We start from the raw sequence: 14,663 nt of genomic DNA on the forward strand, positions 1-14,663 counted from the left end.
GGTCAGCCCCCGATGACGCGGTCGACCTTGGCCGCGGCGTCGGAGAGCGCCTGGGCCGCGGGTGTGCCGCCGACCAGGCAGGACTGCAGCCCGGCCTGGATCTCCTGGCTCACCGCGTTGTACTGCACGACCTGGGGGCGCTCGATCAGCGAGCCGTACTGGGCCTTGTCGGCCGCCACCAGCGGTGCCTGCGCCCCGCTGGTGAGCTTCGGGTCCTCGTAGGCGCTGTTCCACACCGGCAGCGACCTCTCGACGTACTGGAGCTGGTTGTCCTTCCCGCACAGGAAGGCGACGAGCTGCCACGCGGCGTCGGGGTGCTTGGAGGTCGCGGTGACCGACAGGCCCATCGACCCGTCGACCGCCGGCCCCTGACCGCCCGGCCCCTTGGGACTGACCGCGGGCTTCAGCTCTCCGACGATCTTCGACTGCTTCGGGTCGTTGGACTCGCTGTACATGTAGTCCCAGTTGAGCGCGATCGCCGCGTCGCCCTGGACGACGACCTTCTTGACGTCGTCCTCCAGGAGCTTCGTCGACGAGGGCGCGCTGAGCCCTTCGTCGAGCGTGCGCCTCATCCACTCCAGCGCCTGCAGCCCGCCCCCCTGGTGGAAGGCCGCCTTGCCCGCGTCGTCCAGGAAACGGCCGCCGAACGCGCCGAGGAGCTGCGCGTAGTCGCAGATCATCGCCTCGGCGTGCGCCCAGCTCCACACCAGCGGATGCTCGACGACCTTCTTGGCCTTCAGCGTCCTGGCGGCCTCGAGCACGCCGTCCCAGGTCGACATCGCCGTCTCGTCGACCCCGGCGTCCTTCAGCATCCGGGTGTTGTAGAAGAAGATCTTCCCGCCGGGGATCCACGGCATCCCGTACCTGCGGTCCTTGTACGTGATGGAGCCGAGCGTGCCGGGCAGGATGTCGTCCAGCCAGGCCTGCTGGTAGCGGTCGGTGACGTCGAGCAGCATGTTCTTGCCGGCCAGCTCCGCCGGCCAGATGCAGTCGATCAGCACGACGTCGTACGTGCCGGCCGGCGCCGAGATGACGATCTTGTCGTGCAGGGCCTCGTACGCGACGAAGGTCGGCTGGACCGTGATGTCCGGGTGGGCCTTCTGGAACGCCGCGAGCATGCCGCGGATGTCGTCTTCGCTGTAGCTGGCCTGCTTCATGAACAGGGCGTTCAGCGTGACGGGGCCCGAGGAGCCGCCGCTGCCGCGGGAAGGCCCGGACACGGCGCAACCGGGCAGGGCCGCGGCCGCGCCGAGGACCAGCGGCAGGCTCAGGAGCCTCCGGCGTGAGATCGAGTGCATAACCAGCCTCCAGTTAGTTAGGTCATTTACCTAACGAAGTAGGCTAGGATATGTCAAGAGCAGATCCGAAAGGATCAAGTGGAAGCGGGAGCTGCGGGGATCCGGATGACATCACTGAGCACGAGTGCACGGGCGGTGCTGGCGGAGCTCACCCGGCGCGGCCGGGCCACCCGGCCCCAGATCAGCCAGGCGCTGAGCCTGTCCAAGCCCACGGTCTCCACGGCGATGTCCGAGCTCGAGGAGCTCGGCCTCGTGCGCGAGGACGGCTCCGTCCAGGGGCACACCGGCCGGTCGGCGCTGCTGTGGCGCATCGGCGAGGGGGCCGGTCACGTGCTGGGCGTCGACGTCGGCGTCACCCGCACGCGCATCCACGCGCACGCGCTGAGCGGCGAGCGGCTGCTGGGGGTCAGCCGCGACGTCACGTCCCCGGCGTCCCGCTCCGGCGCGGCGGACCTGACGGCCAGCGCCGACGCCGCGGGCGCGCTTCTGCGCGAGACGCTGCCGCGGCTCGGCGACAGCGGGCCGCTGCGGCAGATCGTGATCGCGCTCCCGACCGTCGTGACCGACAGGGACCCCGCCGCCGCCTCGCAGTCGCCCGAGGTGCACGACATGCTCAAGGCGCTGTCCCTCCCCCCGGCTCCGCTGCTCCTGGAGAACAACGTCAACTGCGCGGCCGTCGCCGAGGGGAACCTCGGCGTGGCGCAGGACGCCGCGCAGTTCGCGTACGTGCAGGCGGGCGTGCGGATAGGAGCGGCGCTGGTCATCGGCGGACGTTTGCTGCGCGGGGCGTCCGGCTGGGCCGGCGAGGTCGCCCACCTGCCCTTCCCGTGGGACGCCGGCCGGGAGCCCGTCCCCGAGGGCCTGGAGCGCTTCCTCGGAGCAGAGCACCTGCTGCTGCGTACGGCGGCCGCGTGGCCGGCGTCGGAGGGCGCCCCGCCCACGAGCGCCGAGGAGCTGTTCCAGCGGGCCGGCGAGGGCTGCCCGCCGGCGCAGCGCGCCGTGACCGAGCACGCCACGCAGGTCGGGCGGCTGGTCGTCGCGGTCGTCGCGCTAATCGATCCCGGCCTGGTGGTCCTCGGCGGCGGGGTGGGCTCCAACCCGCTCCTCGTGCAGGGCGTCCAGGAGACCCTGAGCACCCTGTCCGTCCCCGTCGAGATCCGCCGGAGCGGTCTGGGGGCGACGGCCACCGTCGAGGGCGCCGCCGTGCTCGCCCGCGAGCAGGCTCTGCACCGCTTGATCCACGCCTGAACGGCCGGTGAAGTCCGATCAGGTGGTGGGACGCGGATCAGGTTGCGCCGGCGCGGGGCGGTGGGTGCGCAGCCGGACGGCGTGATCGAGCACGCCGTGGTCGTAGGCGGTCTCGGCGTGCAGCGCCAGATCGACGCCGGACACCTCGTCCTCCTCGCTCACCCGGAAACCCATCAGCCGGTGGATCAGCTTGCCGATCCCGTAGGTGACCGCGAAGGCGTACAGCGCGACCACCGGGACCGCCATCGCCTGCTTGCCCAGCTGGGCCAGCCCGCCGCCGTACAGCAGGCCCCGGGGACCGTCGGCGCCGGTGAGCGTGCGGGTGGCCAGCAATCCGATGAGCAGGGTGCCGACGATGCCCCCGACCAGATGCACGCCGACCACGTCGAGGGAGTCGTCGTAGCCGTGCCGGAACTTCCAGCCGACCGCCTGCGAGCAGACCATGCCCGCGACCAGTCCGATCGCCAGGGCGCCCAGCACGTCGACCGAGCCGCACGACGGTGTGATCGCGACCAGCCCGGCCACGACGCCCGAGGCGACGCCGAACGTGGTGGGATGCCCGTCGCGGCGCTGCTCCACCAGCAGCCAGCCCAGCAGGCCGGTGCACCCCGCGGCCAGGGTGTTGAGGAAGACGGCGGCGGCGGTGCCGTCCGCGGCCAGCGCGGAACCGGCGTTGAATCCGAACCAGCCGAACCACAGCAGCCCGGCGCCGAGCAGCACCAGGGGCAGATTGTGCGGTCGCATGGCCTCGGCCTTGAACCCGATCCGCGGCCCGAGCACCAGCGCCATGGCGAGCCCGGAGGCCCCCGAGGTGATCTCCACGACCAGGCCGCCCGCGTAGTCGAGCGTGCCCATGGCGTGGATCCAGCCGCCGGGGCCCCACACCCAGTGCGCGATGGGGGCGTAGACCGCGAGCGCCCACACCGGGACGAAGACCAGCCAGGCCGAGAACCGGGCCCGGTCGGCGATGGCGCCGCTGATCAACGCCGCGGTGATGATGGCGAAGGTGAGCTGGAACGTCGCGAACAGCAGCGTCGGCACCTGCCCGGTGACCGACCCTGTGGTGATGTCGTGCAGCCCCACGTGGGCCAGGCCGCCGATCAGTCCCCCGATGTCGGGGCCGAACGCCAGGCTGTATCCGGCGGCCAGCCAGACGAGGGTGACCAGGGCGATCGAGACGAAGCTCATCATGATCATGTTGAGCACGCTCTTTGCCCTGACCATCCCGCCATAGAAGAAGGCCAGGCCCGGCGTCATCAGCAGGACGAGCGCGGTACAGGCCAGGAGCCAGGCGGTGGCACCGCCATCTACCTTCACCGGCATGATCGCCTCACACTCCTCACGGTGGTCGTCCGCAGGTTCCGCCACGGGCGCACCATGAGACTCACCGTTGGCCGTTTCATGGCGTATTCGGGAGTGTTACTGCGATGTTTCTTATTGCGAGGGCGTTACCGGCTCCTCACCGAACGCCATGCTCGACAAGTTCTTCGGCCAGGAGCTCCCGTACGCGCCGCCAGGCGTCATCGGCCGCCCTGGCGTCGAACGTGTCGCGGCGGTCGCAGAGGAACCCGTGACCGACGCCGGGATATTCAACGATCTCGTGGCGTACGGCGGCGGCCCGCAGCGCGTCCGCGATCATCCGGCGATGGTCCGGCGGGACGACGCGGTCCTCGGCGCCCACGAGGACCAGCACGCGCCCGGTGATGCCGGGGGTCAGCGCGAGCGTCGGTTCCGGACGGCTGAGGGGGATGTCGGCGGCCGGGATCCAACCGCCGTAGGCGACGGCCACCGCCGCGAGGTCCAGGCGGGTGGCCGCGAGGTAGGCCACGTGGCCGCCGAGGCTCAGGCCGACCATGCCGACGCGCACGCAGCCACGCGCACGCAGGTGCTCCATGGCGGCGCGCACGTCGTGCACCACCTGATCCCGCGTCAGCCGGTGCAGCAGATCGAAGCCGCGCTCGCGGCCCGCCGCGTCGTGCGGGAGCTCGATCCCGGGGGCGTCGCGGTGGTAGAGGTCGGGCGCCAGCGCGACGTATCCCTCCGCGGCGAGCCGCTCGCAGACGTCGCGGACGTGGGCGCTGACGCCGAAGAGCTCCATCGCCACCAGCACGCCGGGAAAGGGCCCGGGGCCGGCCGGGCGGGCGAGGAAGGCGCCCATCCGTGACCCGTCGGCGACGGTCACCTCAGCCGACTCTGTGAGGATCCGGTGCGGAGCGCGCGAAGATCGTGTAGTCACGGGACGACGCTAACGTCACCCCATAGGCGTAACCACAGGACGTTCATGCTAGTAACCGCAGTATCAGGATCACCATGACCGATGCCGTCGATCCCGCGCGGCTGAGGGAGCTCGGCGATTTCCTCCGCTCCCGGAGGAACCGCCTGCGCCCCGCCGACGTCGGGCTTCCCTCGGGCGCCCGGCGCCGCACCCCCGGCCTGCGGCGGGAGGAGGTCGCGACGCTCGCGGCGATCTCCCCGACCTACCTCGCCTTCCTGGAGCAGGGCCGGGACGTGCGCCCCTCGCGTCAGGTCCTCGACGCGCTGGCCGGCGCTCTGCGCCTCGGCACCGCCGAGCGCGCGCACCTGCACGAACTCGTCCACCGCGCCGCACCACCGGTCGTCGCGTCCGGTGGGGAGACCCTTCCCCCCGCCGTCGCGGCGCTCGTCGACCGGCTCGATCCGTGTCCGGCCTACGTCACGGGACGGCGCTGGGACGTGCTCGCGGCCAACCGCGCCGCCCGCGCCCTGTGGACCGACTGGCTCCTGCTGGCGCCCGACGCCCGCAACATGCTCTGGTGGATGTTCACCGACCCGGCCGCGCGAACCGTCTTCGTCGAGTGGGAGCAGGAGGCGTCCGCGCAGCTCGCGCGCTACCGTTCCGCCGCCGCCCGCCACCCCGGCGACCGCGGCTTCGCGGAGTTGACCGCGCGGCTCAAGGCCGCCAGCCCGGAGGTGCGCGCATGGTGGCCGCGGCACGACATCGCGCCGCTGAGTTCGGGCACCAAGAGACTGCGCCATCCGCTCCTCGGCGAGCTCGAAATGCGGCACGTCGTCCTTCTCACCGCCGACGACGTCGAGCAGAAGCTCGTCGCCTTCCTCGCCGCGGATGCCGACCAGGCGCGGATCGCCGAGCTGATCGCCGCCGAGTAGCGGCCCTGCGTCCTCCTCCCCCGGTCCTGAATCGAGGGAGGAGGCACTGCGGACGCCCGATGTGAAGCGTCAGGCCACCGAGGCGGGGAACCGCTCCCAGACGCGGTGGGCGGCCATCAGCCGCTGCACAGCGGTGAAGACCTCCGTGGCGGAGTCACCGGAGACCACGCCCGGTGTGCCGGAGACTCCGGCCTGCGCGAGCAGCTTCGCGCCCTCGCCCCAGGCGCCGATCGCCTTGGCGTGCCGCCAGCACTCCTCGATCATCAGCGTCACCCGCGGGTCGACCGCGACGGAGCCGCCGGCGCCCGCCTTGGCGTCGCGCGCGGGCAGGGCGTCGGGGGCCGGCGCCGGCGCGGCCGCCACCAGCAGGGCGTCGAACTCGATCGACCGGGCGGTGGCGAAGGTCCGCTGCACGGGCGAGTCGCCCAGCATCCCGCCGTGCGGGGCGATCAGCAGCGGCACCATGCCGGCGGCGAACACGGCTCTGCGCAGGTCGCGTACGCCGTCGAGGTCGGCGCCGTCGTCCACGACGATGCCGACCATGCGGCCGTCGGCCGGCCACTCCTTGCCCACCTGCGAGAGCGCGGGGCTCGGCGCCGGGTCGGCGAGCGGCAGGGCCGGCTCCGGCGCGGGCAGGCCCAGCCCGGTGGCGACCTCCCGGCAGAGAACCGGGTCGATGTTCGCCAGGCACTGGAGCTGACGCTCCTTGATCGCCTGCTCGTAGCACTTGCCCAGCTCGAAGGTGTAGGCGCGGATGATGTGCTCCTTCTCCACGGGCGACATGCTCAGCCAGAACAGGCGGGCCTGGCTGAAGTGGTCGTCGAAGGAGACGGGGTTGGCGCGGACCTTCCTCGCCCGGGCGACCTCGACCGGTGTGTCGACGAACGCGTTCTCCGCGTCACCGGCGACGAACGGGTTGCCGCCGTCCAGGGAGTTCGGCCGGTACGGCGCGACCCCGGCGTGCACGGCGTGCTGGTGGAAACCGTCCCGGAGCATGTCGTTGACCGGGCAGTGCGGCCGGTTGATCGGGATCTGCGCGAAGTTCGGGCCGCCCAGCCGGGTGATCTGCGTGTCGAGGTAGGAGAACAGCCGCGTCTGCAGCAGCGGGTCGTTGGTGACGTCGATGCCCGGCGGCAGGTGGCCGACGTGGAAGGCGACCTGCTCGACCTCGGCGAAGAAGTTCGTGGGCGTCCGGTTGAGCGTCATCCGCCCGATGGGCTGCACCGGCGCGAGCTCCTCTGGCACGATCTTGGTCGGGTCGAGCAGGTCGATGCCCTCGAACGTCTGGTCGGGGGTGTCGGGCAACACCTGGATGCCGAGCTCCCACTCGGGGTAGGCGCCGGCCTCGATCGCGTCGTACAGGTCGCGGCGGTGGAAGTCGGGGTCCATGCCGCCGAGCATCTGCGCCTCCTCCCAGGTCAGGGAGTGCACGCCGAGCTTGGGCTTCCAGTGGAACTTGACCAGCACCGTCTCCCCGGCCTCGTCGACCAGCCGGAAGGTGTGGACGCCGAAGCCCTCCATCATGCGGAAGGAGCGCGGGATTCCCCGGTCGGACATGTTCCACATGGTGTGGTGCTGCGCCTCGGTGTGCAGGGAGGCGAAGTCCCAGAACGTGTCGTGGGCGCTCTGCGCCTGGGGGATCTCCCTGTCCGGGTGCGGCTTGCCCGCGTGGATCACGTCGGGGAACTTGATGCCGTCCTGGATGAAGAACACCGGGATGTTGTTGGCGACGAGGTCGAAGGTGCCCTCGTCGGTGTAGAACTTCGTCGCGAAGCCGCGGGTGTCGCGGACCGTGTCGGCCGAGCCGCGCGAGCCGAGGACGGTGGAGAACCGCACGAAGACGTCGGTCTTCCTCCCCTTCTTGAGGAAGCCGGCCCTGGTCACCGCCGAGGCGGTGCCGTACGCCTCGAACACGCCGTGGGCGCCCGCGCCCCGGGCGTGGACGACGCGCTCGGGGATGCGCTCGTGGTCGAAGTGCGTGATCTTCTCGCGCAGGTGGTGGTCCTGCAGCAGGGTCGGGCCGCGCTCGCCCGCCTTCAGCGAGTGGTCGGTGTCGCGCAGCCGCGCCCCCTGCGCGGTGGTGAGGTGGGCGCCCTGCTGGCCCTTCGACGTGGCGGGCGCGCCGGTCTCCGCTCCGGTCGGCGTGACGGTCGCGGGAGCGCCCTGCTCCTTCTTCGGCGGCAGCGGGTCGCGCGGCGTCGCCGGCTCCTCGACGGTCGCCGGGGCACTGCCCGGCGAGCCGGGAACGTCCGGCGTCAGGAGGTCGGCCACCTTCTCGGCGGCGTTCTCCACGACGTCCTTGACGGCCTTGGCAGGCTTGCTGGCATCCATTCGGCGAGTTCCTCCATGGAGCGGCACGGACAGGTCCGCGCCGCAATACCCGCAGGTAGGAGGCCGAAACATCGGCCCGCGCCGCCGGACGCCCGGGCTGTCACGCCTCCCGGATGCTGATGGCGGCGCGGTGGTGGCGTGGCGCCTCGACCTCGTCGAGCAGCGCGATCGCGAAGTCCGCGTACGTGATCCGGCTGGTCATGTCGCCGTGATCGGCGAGCAGGTACCGGCCGGTGCGCGTGCCGCCATGGTCGAAGTCGCCCGCGGGTGCCACATACGCCCAGTCCAGGTCGCAGGTCCGAAGCTCATCGAGGCCTGCGGCGTGCCCCAGGTAGAAGGCGCGGTACTCGTTGGGGTAGCCCGGCTCGTCCATCAGGGGAGCACCGGACGCCCCGGGCAGGACCGACGCGAGACCGACCACCACCAGGCGGGGTACGCCCGCCTTCGCCAGGCCGGTGGACAGGGCGCGGGCCGACGCGGTGAAGAAGTCGTGCGGTGCCACGGACAGGTCCGCGGCGGCGCTGATGGCGGCGTCGTGCCCGGCGGCCGCACGCTCGATGCTCGCCGGGTCCGTGACGTCGCCCGCCACCACCCGCACGTCGCCCAAGTCGCTGTGGCGTGCGGGGTCGCGCACCACGGCGGTGACCTCATGACCGCGCCGGCACGCCTCCGCGACCACCTGCCGCCCGGCCCGGCCACCCGCGCCGAAGACCACGATGTTCATGGCGAACCACCTCTCACCAGGGCCGGAGCCCGTGTGCCCGGCCGATGCCCCGGACGCTATCCGGAGCCGCGGTTACCACCGGGATACCGGCTATCGTGAGGCCATGAGGGAACCCCTGCCCGCCGACATGTTCGACGAGCTGTGTCCGTCCTCGCTCAATCCGATCCGATTCGGTGACAAGTGGGCGCCGCTGATCATCCGCTGCCTCGAGCACGGGCCGCGCCGGTTCTCCGAGCTGCGCATACCGCTGAACCGCGTCACTCCCAAGGTCCTCACCCAATCGCTGCGGTCCCTCGAACGGGACGGTCTCGTCAAGCGCACCGTCTACGCCGAGGCCACCCCGCATGTCGAGTACGAACTGACCCCCCTCGGCCGCAGCCTGCTCGAACCGTTGGCGGCCGCCTGCGCCTGGGCGGCGGAGCACTGGGACGAACTGCTCGACGCCCGCGAGTCGTACGACGACACCGCCCGCCTCGACCGCACCGGCTGACGCGGGCGGCGGAAGCCGACCCGGGCTACGCGGGCAGCCATCGCACCGGGGACACGCGGCGCAGGTGCACGAGAACATCGAACGCGTCGGGCAGCGAGGCGACGGCGAGGTGTTCGGCGGCGTCACGAGAGGAGTCGTAAACGCCGCTGATGACGCGTGTCTTCGCGGGGCCCTCCCATCGGCGGCGCAGGTCGCCGGAGCGCAGGTCCAGCCACTGGGCGGGGCGGCCGGCCGCGTCCAGCCGGGCGTCGAGCCAGTTCGGGTCCGGCTCCGGCACGGTGGCGACGCCGAGATCGCCGTGGTGGAAGCCGATGGCGACGGAGACGTACCCCACACCGTGGCGCTGGCGCAGCACGCTGCCGACTGTGGGCCGGGGACCGCGGTGGGGAGCCAGGCCCAGGGTCGTCGGGGCCGCCGAGGTGTGCGCGATGCCGTCCCAGTAGGCCACACGGTGGCCGGTCCTGCGCCGATGATCGCTGATCGTCTCCGCCCACGTCCGGGCGTCGCCCGCGTAGTCGTCCCGTCCGGCGACGCTGCGTTCGTGGAAGCCCACGATGAGGCGCATTCTGGCCAGGACGGCGTCGCCGGGCAGTCGCTCGACGATCGCGAGCGCGTCGCGGGCGTGCTCCGCGAAGGGCCGGCCGGGGTGCAGGCCTCGCGCGCGTTGCACATGTTCTTCGATCTTGTGGGCGCTACGGATCGGCTCCAGGTGGAAGGCCAGCTCGGCCAGCAGGTGTGGGGCCGTGCGGCGGACGTGTTCGAGCACGGCGTCGTAGTCGTCGGGCCATGCCTGCGCGGGCTTGACCCCCAGGATCCGGACAGGGTCGTCCGGATGGTCCTGGTTGAATGTGCGGATCCAGTCGAGCGCCGCGGCCATCTCGGCGGTGCGCCAGGGACGCCAGGCGCTCTCGAGAGCGGATGCGGCCGTGCCCGCGCCGCCGGTGACGTACGCGTCGAGCGTCGCACCGACTGCGGCGTCGTCCTGCAGAGCCAGTGCCCGGAAACCATGCCTGCGGACCAGCCGGTGGAAGAGCTCGTCGCGTACGCCGAAGGTCTCGTGGGCGAACCTCGTGGACTCCCCGAGCCCGGCGATCGTCGCGCCGGCGGCGATCGCCTCCGCCAACTCGTCGAGGGCGGTTTCGGACAGAGGGCCGGGTGCGGCGGTCATGCCAGGGCTCCTTCGCGGACCGGCTGAAGCGCCCGCGACCAGACCACGACGTCGTCCAGCAGGGCGGCGAGGGTCTTGCGCTGGTGCGGGCCGGGAGCGAGGACGCCCGGCTCGGTGGGGACGGAGAAGGTGAAGTCGTCGTGCAGGGACAGCGCCACCTGGGTGCGTACGGTGGCGACCTTCAGCTCGGCCAGGATCAGCCGGAGGTGTTCGGCGGCCCTCGTCGCGCCGTGCAGGCCGTAGCCGACGATGCCGGCCGCCTTGTTGTTCCACTCCGCATAGATGAAGTCCAGGGCGTTCTTCAGCGCCCCCGGGATCGAGCGGTTGTACTCGGGTGTGACGAACACGAACCCGTCGTAGCGGGCGATCACCTCGGCCCAGCGGGTGGTGTGCGCGTTGCCGTACAGACCGGATGCCGCCGGGTGTGTCTCATCCAGCAGAGGCAGCGCGAAGTCGGCCAGGTCGACGATCTCGAAGTCGGCCGTCGGACGCTCCTGAGCGGCCACCGAGGCGACCCACTCGGCCACGGCGCGGCCGCGACGGCCGGGGCGTGTGCTGCCGACGATGATCCCGATCTTGGGCATGATGCCTCCTCGACGCCATTTACACCGATCGATGCAGAGATTACGTCGATCGGTGCAATCGATGCAAGCGTCGGTGTAACCGAGTAGTCTCAGCGAACGTGACGGAGAGAAGGAAATCGGCCGGCCTGCCCGACAAGCGCCGGGCGATCGTGGCCGGGGCGCTGACACTCTTCGCCCGTGACGGCTACACCCGCGCCGGCCTGGACGCGATCGCCGCCGAGGCAGGCGTATCCAACCGCACCATCTACAACCACTTCTCCGACAAGGCCGAGTTGTTCCAGACGGTTATCCAGGAGAGCACGCAGCGCGTCGCCGACACCATGGTCGACATCATCGACCGCCATCTGAGCAAGGTCGTCGACCTGGAGACGGACCTGGTCGACTTCGGGCTGGCCTGGCTCTCCTTGCTGACCTCCGACCTGGCCCCGCACTTCGCGCTCATCCGCCAGATACACGCCGAGGTGGAGCACATCCCGCCGGCCGCGCTCACGTTCTGGCAGGACAGCGGCCCCGGCCGCACCCGGCGGGAACTGGCCGAACGGCTACGCCGCGTCGCCGAGCGCGGTGAACTCGCGATCGATGATCCTGCGCGCGCCGCCGGGCACCTGATGCTGCTCATCTCCGCCGACAATCTGACCGATCGAGCCGCCCTGCAGGACGAGGACGCGGTCAGAGCGATGGTCACCGCGGGGGTGCGCACCTTCCTCTACGGCTACAAGCGCTGAGCACGGCCGGCCGGTCCGGACCGACACCCCGAGCCGCCCGCACCGGCGGAAGAGGCCCTGCATGCTGTTCAACACCGACGCCGCCCTCGTGAGCCCGGAGATCGACGCCGATTGGGCATGTCGAGCCACCACCCGCATCCAGGCCGGACTGTTCACGCACCTGACCACCGAGGCGGACCGATGACCACCGGCACTTCGACGGCCACGGCCGCGGGCGCATGCTGGTGCCGGCGCCGATCTTCATCGCGCTCGTCCTGGCGGTCGTCGCCGGCCTCGGGGCACCGCTGGGCGCCACCGTCGTCGCCGCGCTTACGCTCAGGCAAGCGTCTCACCCGACAACGGCCGAACCCCAGAGCGACGGCACCCCCGGTGTCGGCCGCCGAGGGAGCTGAGCCGCCCCTCAAGGCTGTGGTGCTCGCTAAGGAAGCTCGTGCCACCGCTCCGGCAGCACACCCAAGATCCCCGCCGGGTCGTCCTCGGCGTGATGCACCGGATCGGCCGTCATGCCTCAGCGACGGAGGCGGGTCAGGGAGATCCGGCTCATCGAGAGCCACCTTTGCTCAGAACATGCCGGGTGAAGCGGGCCGCGTCGATCAGGGCGCGCTCGTGGCTTCCGGTGCTGATCAGGTCCTGGCCGTCGTGGGCGGTCACCTCGAAGCTCAGGCGCCGGCCGTCGACGCCGCTCAGCCGGGCGTGGCAGGTGACGCTCAGGCCGGGCGGGGTGGCCGCCTGATGGCTGACGGCGATGTGGGTGCCGACCGTCTGCTCGCGCGGCCAGTCCAGGTAGGGCATCAGCGCCCGTACGCATGTCCACTCCAGCAGCCCGACGAGAAATCCGGTGGCCAGCACCGGCGGCATGGTCGCGAACTCCGGCGACTCGGGGTACAACGCCGCGACGATCTTGGTGTGCGGAATCTCGAAGGTGAACTCGTGCTCCAGCCCGATCGGCACCTCACGCATCATCCACTCCTATCAGCCGGGCCGCGGCCTCCTTGGCCCGGAGCATCGCCTGGCGGTCGTCGTCGACCACCACCCGGGCGTTGGCGCCGTCGATGAGCAGCAACAACGCGTAACCCACCTCCTCCGGCCGGTGCAGGCCGGCCCGCTCGGCCAGTTCGGTCAGGGTCCGGCGCAGCCAGTCCTTGTAGGCGGAGATCACCGCGCGGGCCGGATGGCCGGGATCGGGCAGTTCGACGGCGGCGTTGGTGAACGGGCAGCCTCGAAACCCCTCGCGCCCGTGTCCCCGCGCCAGCCAGTCGAAGACCGCCAGCACCGTCTTGGGGTCATCGGCACGGCATTCGGCGAGGAAGGCGGTCAGGGCGGCCTGCCACGATCGCCTGCGCCGGTCGAGCACAGCGGCCACCAGGTTCTCTTTCGACCCGAACTGGGCGTACAACGTCGGCTTGGACACCTGGGCTCGTTCCACCAGGGTGTCGACACCGGTCGCTCGGATGCCCTCGGCGTAGTAGACCTCGGCAGCCACTTCCAGCAGTCGCTCCCCGCTGGGACTCAACGGGCGATCTTCCATGGTCGGATACTGACAGGTCTGTAAACCGAACACAAGAGGTCGGAGCCGGCCCACCGTGTCCATCCCCGCGCCGATCGAACGCGGGATACGTACTACCCGGCAGGCTTTCGCCGGCCGGGCCGTACGTCGGGGCTCGTTACTCGACGAGCAGTTCGACAGGCATATTGCCGCGGGTGGCGTTGGAGTACGGGCACACCTGATGGGTGGCGTCCACCAGATTCCGCGCCTGCTCCTCGGTGAGATCGCCGGGCAGCTCCACGCGCAGGACGGCGTCCAGCTGGTAGCCGCCCTTGCCGTTGGGCGACAGGCCGACCTCCGCGGTGACCGAGGCGTCGGACACGTCGAGGCCCTGCGTACCCGCCACGAGTTTCATGGAGGTGGCGAAGCAGGCGGCGTAGCCTGCGGCGAAGAGCTGCTCGGGGTTGGTGCCGTCGCCGTTGCCGCCCAGCTCCTTCTGCAGGGCGAGCTGGACGTCCAGCCGGCCGTCCGAGGAGACCGCCCGGCCGTCGCGGCCTTGTGCGGTGGCGGTGGCAGTGTAAATCCGCATGGGTTTTCCCTTCGTGATTGCGGGGTTCTCGCGCCCAGGGCCGGCAGCAGCGCGACGGCCAGGGTCACGACGGTGACCGTTCAGAGGCCGGCCCGATAGCCGCCCCCGCCACAGCGGCGATGGCGCGCGCCGGCTAAGCGGCAGCGGGCACTCTTTACGGACCGATCGGTCCGGACCGATCGGTCCCAATACTGAGGGCAGGGCGGTAGGCTGTCAACCAAGATTGCTCAACACGGGAAGGACAGACGGTGACGCGCAGACCGGCCCCCGGCACCCGGCGACGCATCCTCCAGACGGCAGCGCGCCTGTTCGGCGAGCAGGGCGCGCGGGCCGTGGGCATGCAGCAGATCGTCGAGGAGACGGGGCTCGGCAAGAGCGTGCTCTACCGCGAGTTCACCGGCAAGGACGATCTGGTGAAGGCATGGGTGGGCGAGTTGCACGACCATGCCTGGTCACAACTCGACAGTGCGATCGCTCGCCATGAGGGCGATCCCGCCCGCCAACTCCTGGCCATCGTGGAACACGCTCAGGAGACCGCCCGGACCTCGGACGCCCATGGCTGCACCTTCTACAACACCTCGGCGGAGTATCGCGATCCCGACCATCCCGGCCGCCGGGAGGCCGTCGCCCACCTCGACCAGCTACGCGAACGGCTGCGCGCCCTCGCCGCCACCGCACGCGCCACCGACCCCGGCGCCCTGGCCGACATGCTGATGCTCGTCATCTCCGGCCTGTACGCCAACGCGGCCACGCTCGGCCCCTCCGGCCCTGTCTCACGTTCCGTCGCCGCCGCCCGCATCCTCATCGATCAGCACATTCCGGCACACGCCAGCGCATCGTGAGGTCAGGACGGTCGCGTGGTCAAGAACCGCC

16 protein-coding genes are annotated in these 14,663 nt (G+C 71.2%); 6 read left to right on the plus strand and 10 right to left on the minus strand.

The window, feature by feature from the left end:
* Nucleotides 1-2 precede the first annotated feature (2 nt).
* The gene (locus FH610_RS15565) at nucleotides 3-1,298 is read right to left on the minus strand and encodes an ABC transporter substrate-binding protein (RefSeq protein ID WP_139575138.1); all 1,296 of its coding nucleotides are present in this window, start codon (nucleotides 1,296-1,298) and stop codon (nucleotides 3-5) included.
* Nucleotides 1,299-1,403: 105 nt separating this feature from the next.
* Between FH610_RS15565 and FH610_RS15570 the strand changes: the two genes are divergently transcribed.
* Nucleotides 1,404-2,546, plus strand: coding sequence for an ROK family transcriptional regulator (locus tag FH610_RS15570; RefSeq protein ID WP_139575139.1), 1,143 nt, complete (start codon nucleotides 1,404-1,406; stop codon nucleotides 2,544-2,546).
* 18 nt (nucleotides 2,547-2,564) lie between these two features.
* On the opposite strand, the gene FH610_RS15575 is transcribed toward FH610_RS15570, so the two are convergent.
* Nucleotides 2,565-3,914: an ammonium transporter gene (locus tag FH610_RS15575; RefSeq protein WP_240808987.1), complete on the minus strand. Its 1,350-nt coding sequence runs from the start codon at nucleotides 3,912-3,914 to the stop codon at nucleotides 2,565-2,567.
* 91 nt (nucleotides 3,915-4,005) lie between these two features.
* Nucleotides 4,006-4,782 carry a dienelactone hydrolase family protein gene (locus FH610_RS15580; RefSeq protein WP_205825799.1) on the minus strand — a complete coding sequence of 259 codons (777 nt, stop codon included), beginning with the start codon at nucleotides 4,780-4,782 and terminating at the stop codon, nucleotides 4,006-4,008.
* A 74-nt stretch (nucleotides 4,783-4,856) separates the two neighbouring features.
* Between FH610_RS15580 and FH610_RS15585 the strand changes: the two genes are divergently transcribed.
* On the plus strand, nucleotides 4,857-5,693 hold the full coding sequence (locus FH610_RS15585) for a helix-turn-helix transcriptional regulator (RefSeq protein WP_139575140.1): 837 nt from the start codon (nucleotides 4,857-4,859) through the stop codon (nucleotides 5,691-5,693).
* 69 nt (nucleotides 5,694-5,762) lie between these two features.
* Here the strand turns inward: FH610_RS15585 and FH610_RS15590 are convergent, their stop codons facing one another.
* Both FH610_RS15590 and FH610_RS15595 read right to left on the minus strand, forming a co-directional pair.
* Nucleotides 5,763-8,024 carry a catalase gene (locus tag FH610_RS15590; protein WP_139575141.1) on the minus strand — a complete coding sequence of 754 codons (2,262 nt, stop codon included), beginning with the start codon at nucleotides 8,022-8,024 and terminating at the stop codon, nucleotides 5,763-5,765.
* A gap of 100 nt (nucleotides 8,025-8,124) precedes the next feature.
* A complete protein-coding gene (locus FH610_RS15595; RefSeq protein WP_139575142.1) occupies nucleotides 8,125-8,748 on the minus strand; it encodes an NAD(P)-dependent oxidoreductase in 624 nt (207 codons plus the stop codon).
* Nucleotides 8,749-8,851: 103 nt separating this feature from the next.
* Between FH610_RS15595 and FH610_RS15600 the strand changes: the two genes are divergently transcribed.
* The gene (locus FH610_RS15600) at nucleotides 8,852-9,238 is read left to right on the plus strand and encodes a winged helix-turn-helix transcriptional regulator (protein ID WP_139575143.1); all 387 of its coding nucleotides are present in this window, start codon (nucleotides 8,852-8,854) and stop codon (nucleotides 9,236-9,238) included.
* A 25-nt stretch (nucleotides 9,239-9,263) separates the two neighbouring features.
* On the opposite strand, the gene FH610_RS15605 is transcribed toward FH610_RS15600, so the two are convergent.
* Together FH610_RS15605 and FH610_RS15610 are read right to left on the minus strand one after the other, a co-directional pair.
* Nucleotides 9,264-10,406: an erythromycin esterase family protein gene (locus FH610_RS15605; RefSeq protein WP_139575144.1), complete on the minus strand. Its 1,143-nt coding sequence runs from the start codon at nucleotides 10,404-10,406 to the stop codon at nucleotides 9,264-9,266.
* The gene (locus FH610_RS15610) at nucleotides 10,403-10,990 is read right to left on the minus strand and encodes an NADPH-dependent FMN reductase (RefSeq protein ID WP_139575145.1); all 588 of its coding nucleotides are present in this window, start codon (nucleotides 10,988-10,990) and stop codon (nucleotides 10,403-10,405) included. The genes FH610_RS15605 and FH610_RS15610 overlap by 4 nt, the downstream gene beginning before the upstream one ends.
* A 98-nt stretch (nucleotides 10,991-11,088) precedes the next feature.
* Between FH610_RS15610 and FH610_RS15615 the strand changes: the two genes are divergently transcribed.
* Nucleotides 11,089-11,715 carry a TetR/AcrR family transcriptional regulator gene (locus FH610_RS15615; protein WP_205825800.1) on the plus strand — a complete coding sequence of 209 codons (627 nt, stop codon included), beginning with the start codon at nucleotides 11,089-11,091 and terminating at the stop codon, nucleotides 11,713-11,715.
* Nucleotides 11,716-11,776: 61 nt separating this feature from the next.
* Complete coding sequence (locus FH610_RS45205; protein ID WP_276607670.1) at nucleotides 11,777-11,899, plus strand: hypothetical protein; 123 nt, start codon at nucleotides 11,777-11,779, stop codon at nucleotides 11,897-11,899.
* A gap of 356 nt (nucleotides 11,900-12,255) precedes the next feature.
* On the opposite strand, the gene FH610_RS15620 is transcribed toward FH610_RS45205, so the two are convergent.
* The 3 genes from FH610_RS15620 to FH610_RS15630 form a co-directional block, all read right to left on the minus strand.
* Nucleotides 12,256-12,675, minus strand: coding sequence for a thioesterase family protein (locus FH610_RS15620; protein WP_205825801.1), 420 nt, complete (start codon nucleotides 12,673-12,675; stop codon nucleotides 12,256-12,258).
* Nucleotides 12,668-13,243 carry a TetR/AcrR family transcriptional regulator gene (locus tag FH610_RS15625; RefSeq protein ID WP_139575147.1) on the minus strand — a complete coding sequence of 192 codons (576 nt, stop codon included), beginning with the start codon at nucleotides 13,241-13,243 and terminating at the stop codon, nucleotides 12,668-12,670. Before FH610_RS15625 ends, FH610_RS15620 begins: the two co-directional genes overlap by 8 nt.
* A gap of 136 nt (nucleotides 13,244-13,379) precedes the next feature.
* A complete protein-coding gene (locus FH610_RS15630) occupies nucleotides 13,380-13,790 on the minus strand; it encodes an organic hydroperoxide resistance protein (protein ID WP_139575148.1) in 411 nt (136 codons plus the stop codon).
* A gap of 248 nt (nucleotides 13,791-14,038) precedes the next feature.
* Between FH610_RS15630 and FH610_RS15635 the strand changes: the two genes are divergently transcribed.
* A complete protein-coding gene (locus tag FH610_RS15635; RefSeq protein ID WP_139575149.1) occupies nucleotides 14,039-14,632 on the plus strand; it encodes a TetR/AcrR family transcriptional regulator in 594 nt (197 codons plus the stop codon).
* Nucleotides 14,633-14,663: the final 31 nt, after the last annotated feature.

It is taken from the genome of Microbispora catharanthi (assembly GCF_006334915.2).
Classification (GTDB): domain Bacteria; phylum Actinomycetota; class Actinomycetes; order Streptosporangiales; family Streptosporangiaceae; genus Microbispora; species Microbispora catharanthi.

What these genes read in the sequence shown, in the direction of transcription:
- FH610_RS15565 (WP_139575138.1), bottom strand. Translation starts at nt 1,298, where the DNA reads ATGCACTCGATCTCACGCCGGAGGCTCCTGAGCCTGCCGCTGGTCCTC.
- FH610_RS15570 (WP_139575139.1), top strand. Translation starts at nt 1,404, where the DNA reads ATGACATCACTGAGCACGAGTGCACGGGCGGTGCTGGCGGAGCTCACC.
- FH610_RS15585 (WP_139575140.1), top strand. Translation starts at nt 4,857, where the DNA reads ATGACCGATGCCGTCGATCCCGCGCGGCTGAGGGAGCTCGGCGATTTC.
- FH610_RS15590 (WP_139575141.1), bottom strand. Translation starts at nt 8,024, where the DNA reads ATGGATGCCAGCAAGCCTGCCAAGGCCGTCAAGGACGTCGTGGAGAAC.
- FH610_RS15595 (WP_139575142.1), bottom strand. Translation starts at nt 8,748, where the DNA reads ATGAACATCGTGGTCTTCGGCGCGGGTGGCCGGGCCGGGCGGCAGGTG.
- FH610_RS15600 (WP_139575143.1), top strand. Translation starts at nt 8,852, where the DNA reads ATGAGGGAACCCCTGCCCGCCGACATGTTCGACGAGCTGTGTCCGTCC.
- FH610_RS15605 (WP_139575144.1), bottom strand. Translation starts at nt 10,406, where the DNA reads ATGACCGCCGCACCCGGCCCTCTGTCCGAAACCGCCCTCGACGAGTTG.
- FH610_RS15610 (WP_139575145.1), bottom strand. Translation starts at nt 10,990, where the DNA reads ATGCCCAAGATCGGGATCATCGTCGGCAGCACACGCCCCGGCCGTCGC.
- FH610_RS45205 (WP_276607670.1), top strand. Translation starts at nt 11,777, where the DNA reads ATGCTGTTCAACACCGACGCCGCCCTCGTGAGCCCGGAGATCGACGCC.
- FH610_RS15620 (WP_205825801.1), bottom strand. Translation starts at nt 12,675, where the DNA reads ATGCGTGAGGTGCCGATCGGGCTGGAGCACGAGTTCACCTTCGAGATT.
- FH610_RS15625 (WP_139575147.1), bottom strand. Translation starts at nt 13,243, where the DNA reads ATGGAAGATCGCCCGTTGAGTCCCAGCGGGGAGCGACTGCTGGAAGTG.
- FH610_RS15630 (WP_139575148.1), bottom strand. Translation starts at nt 13,790, where the DNA reads ATGCGGATTTACACTGCCACCGCCACCGCACAAGGCCGCGACGGCCGG.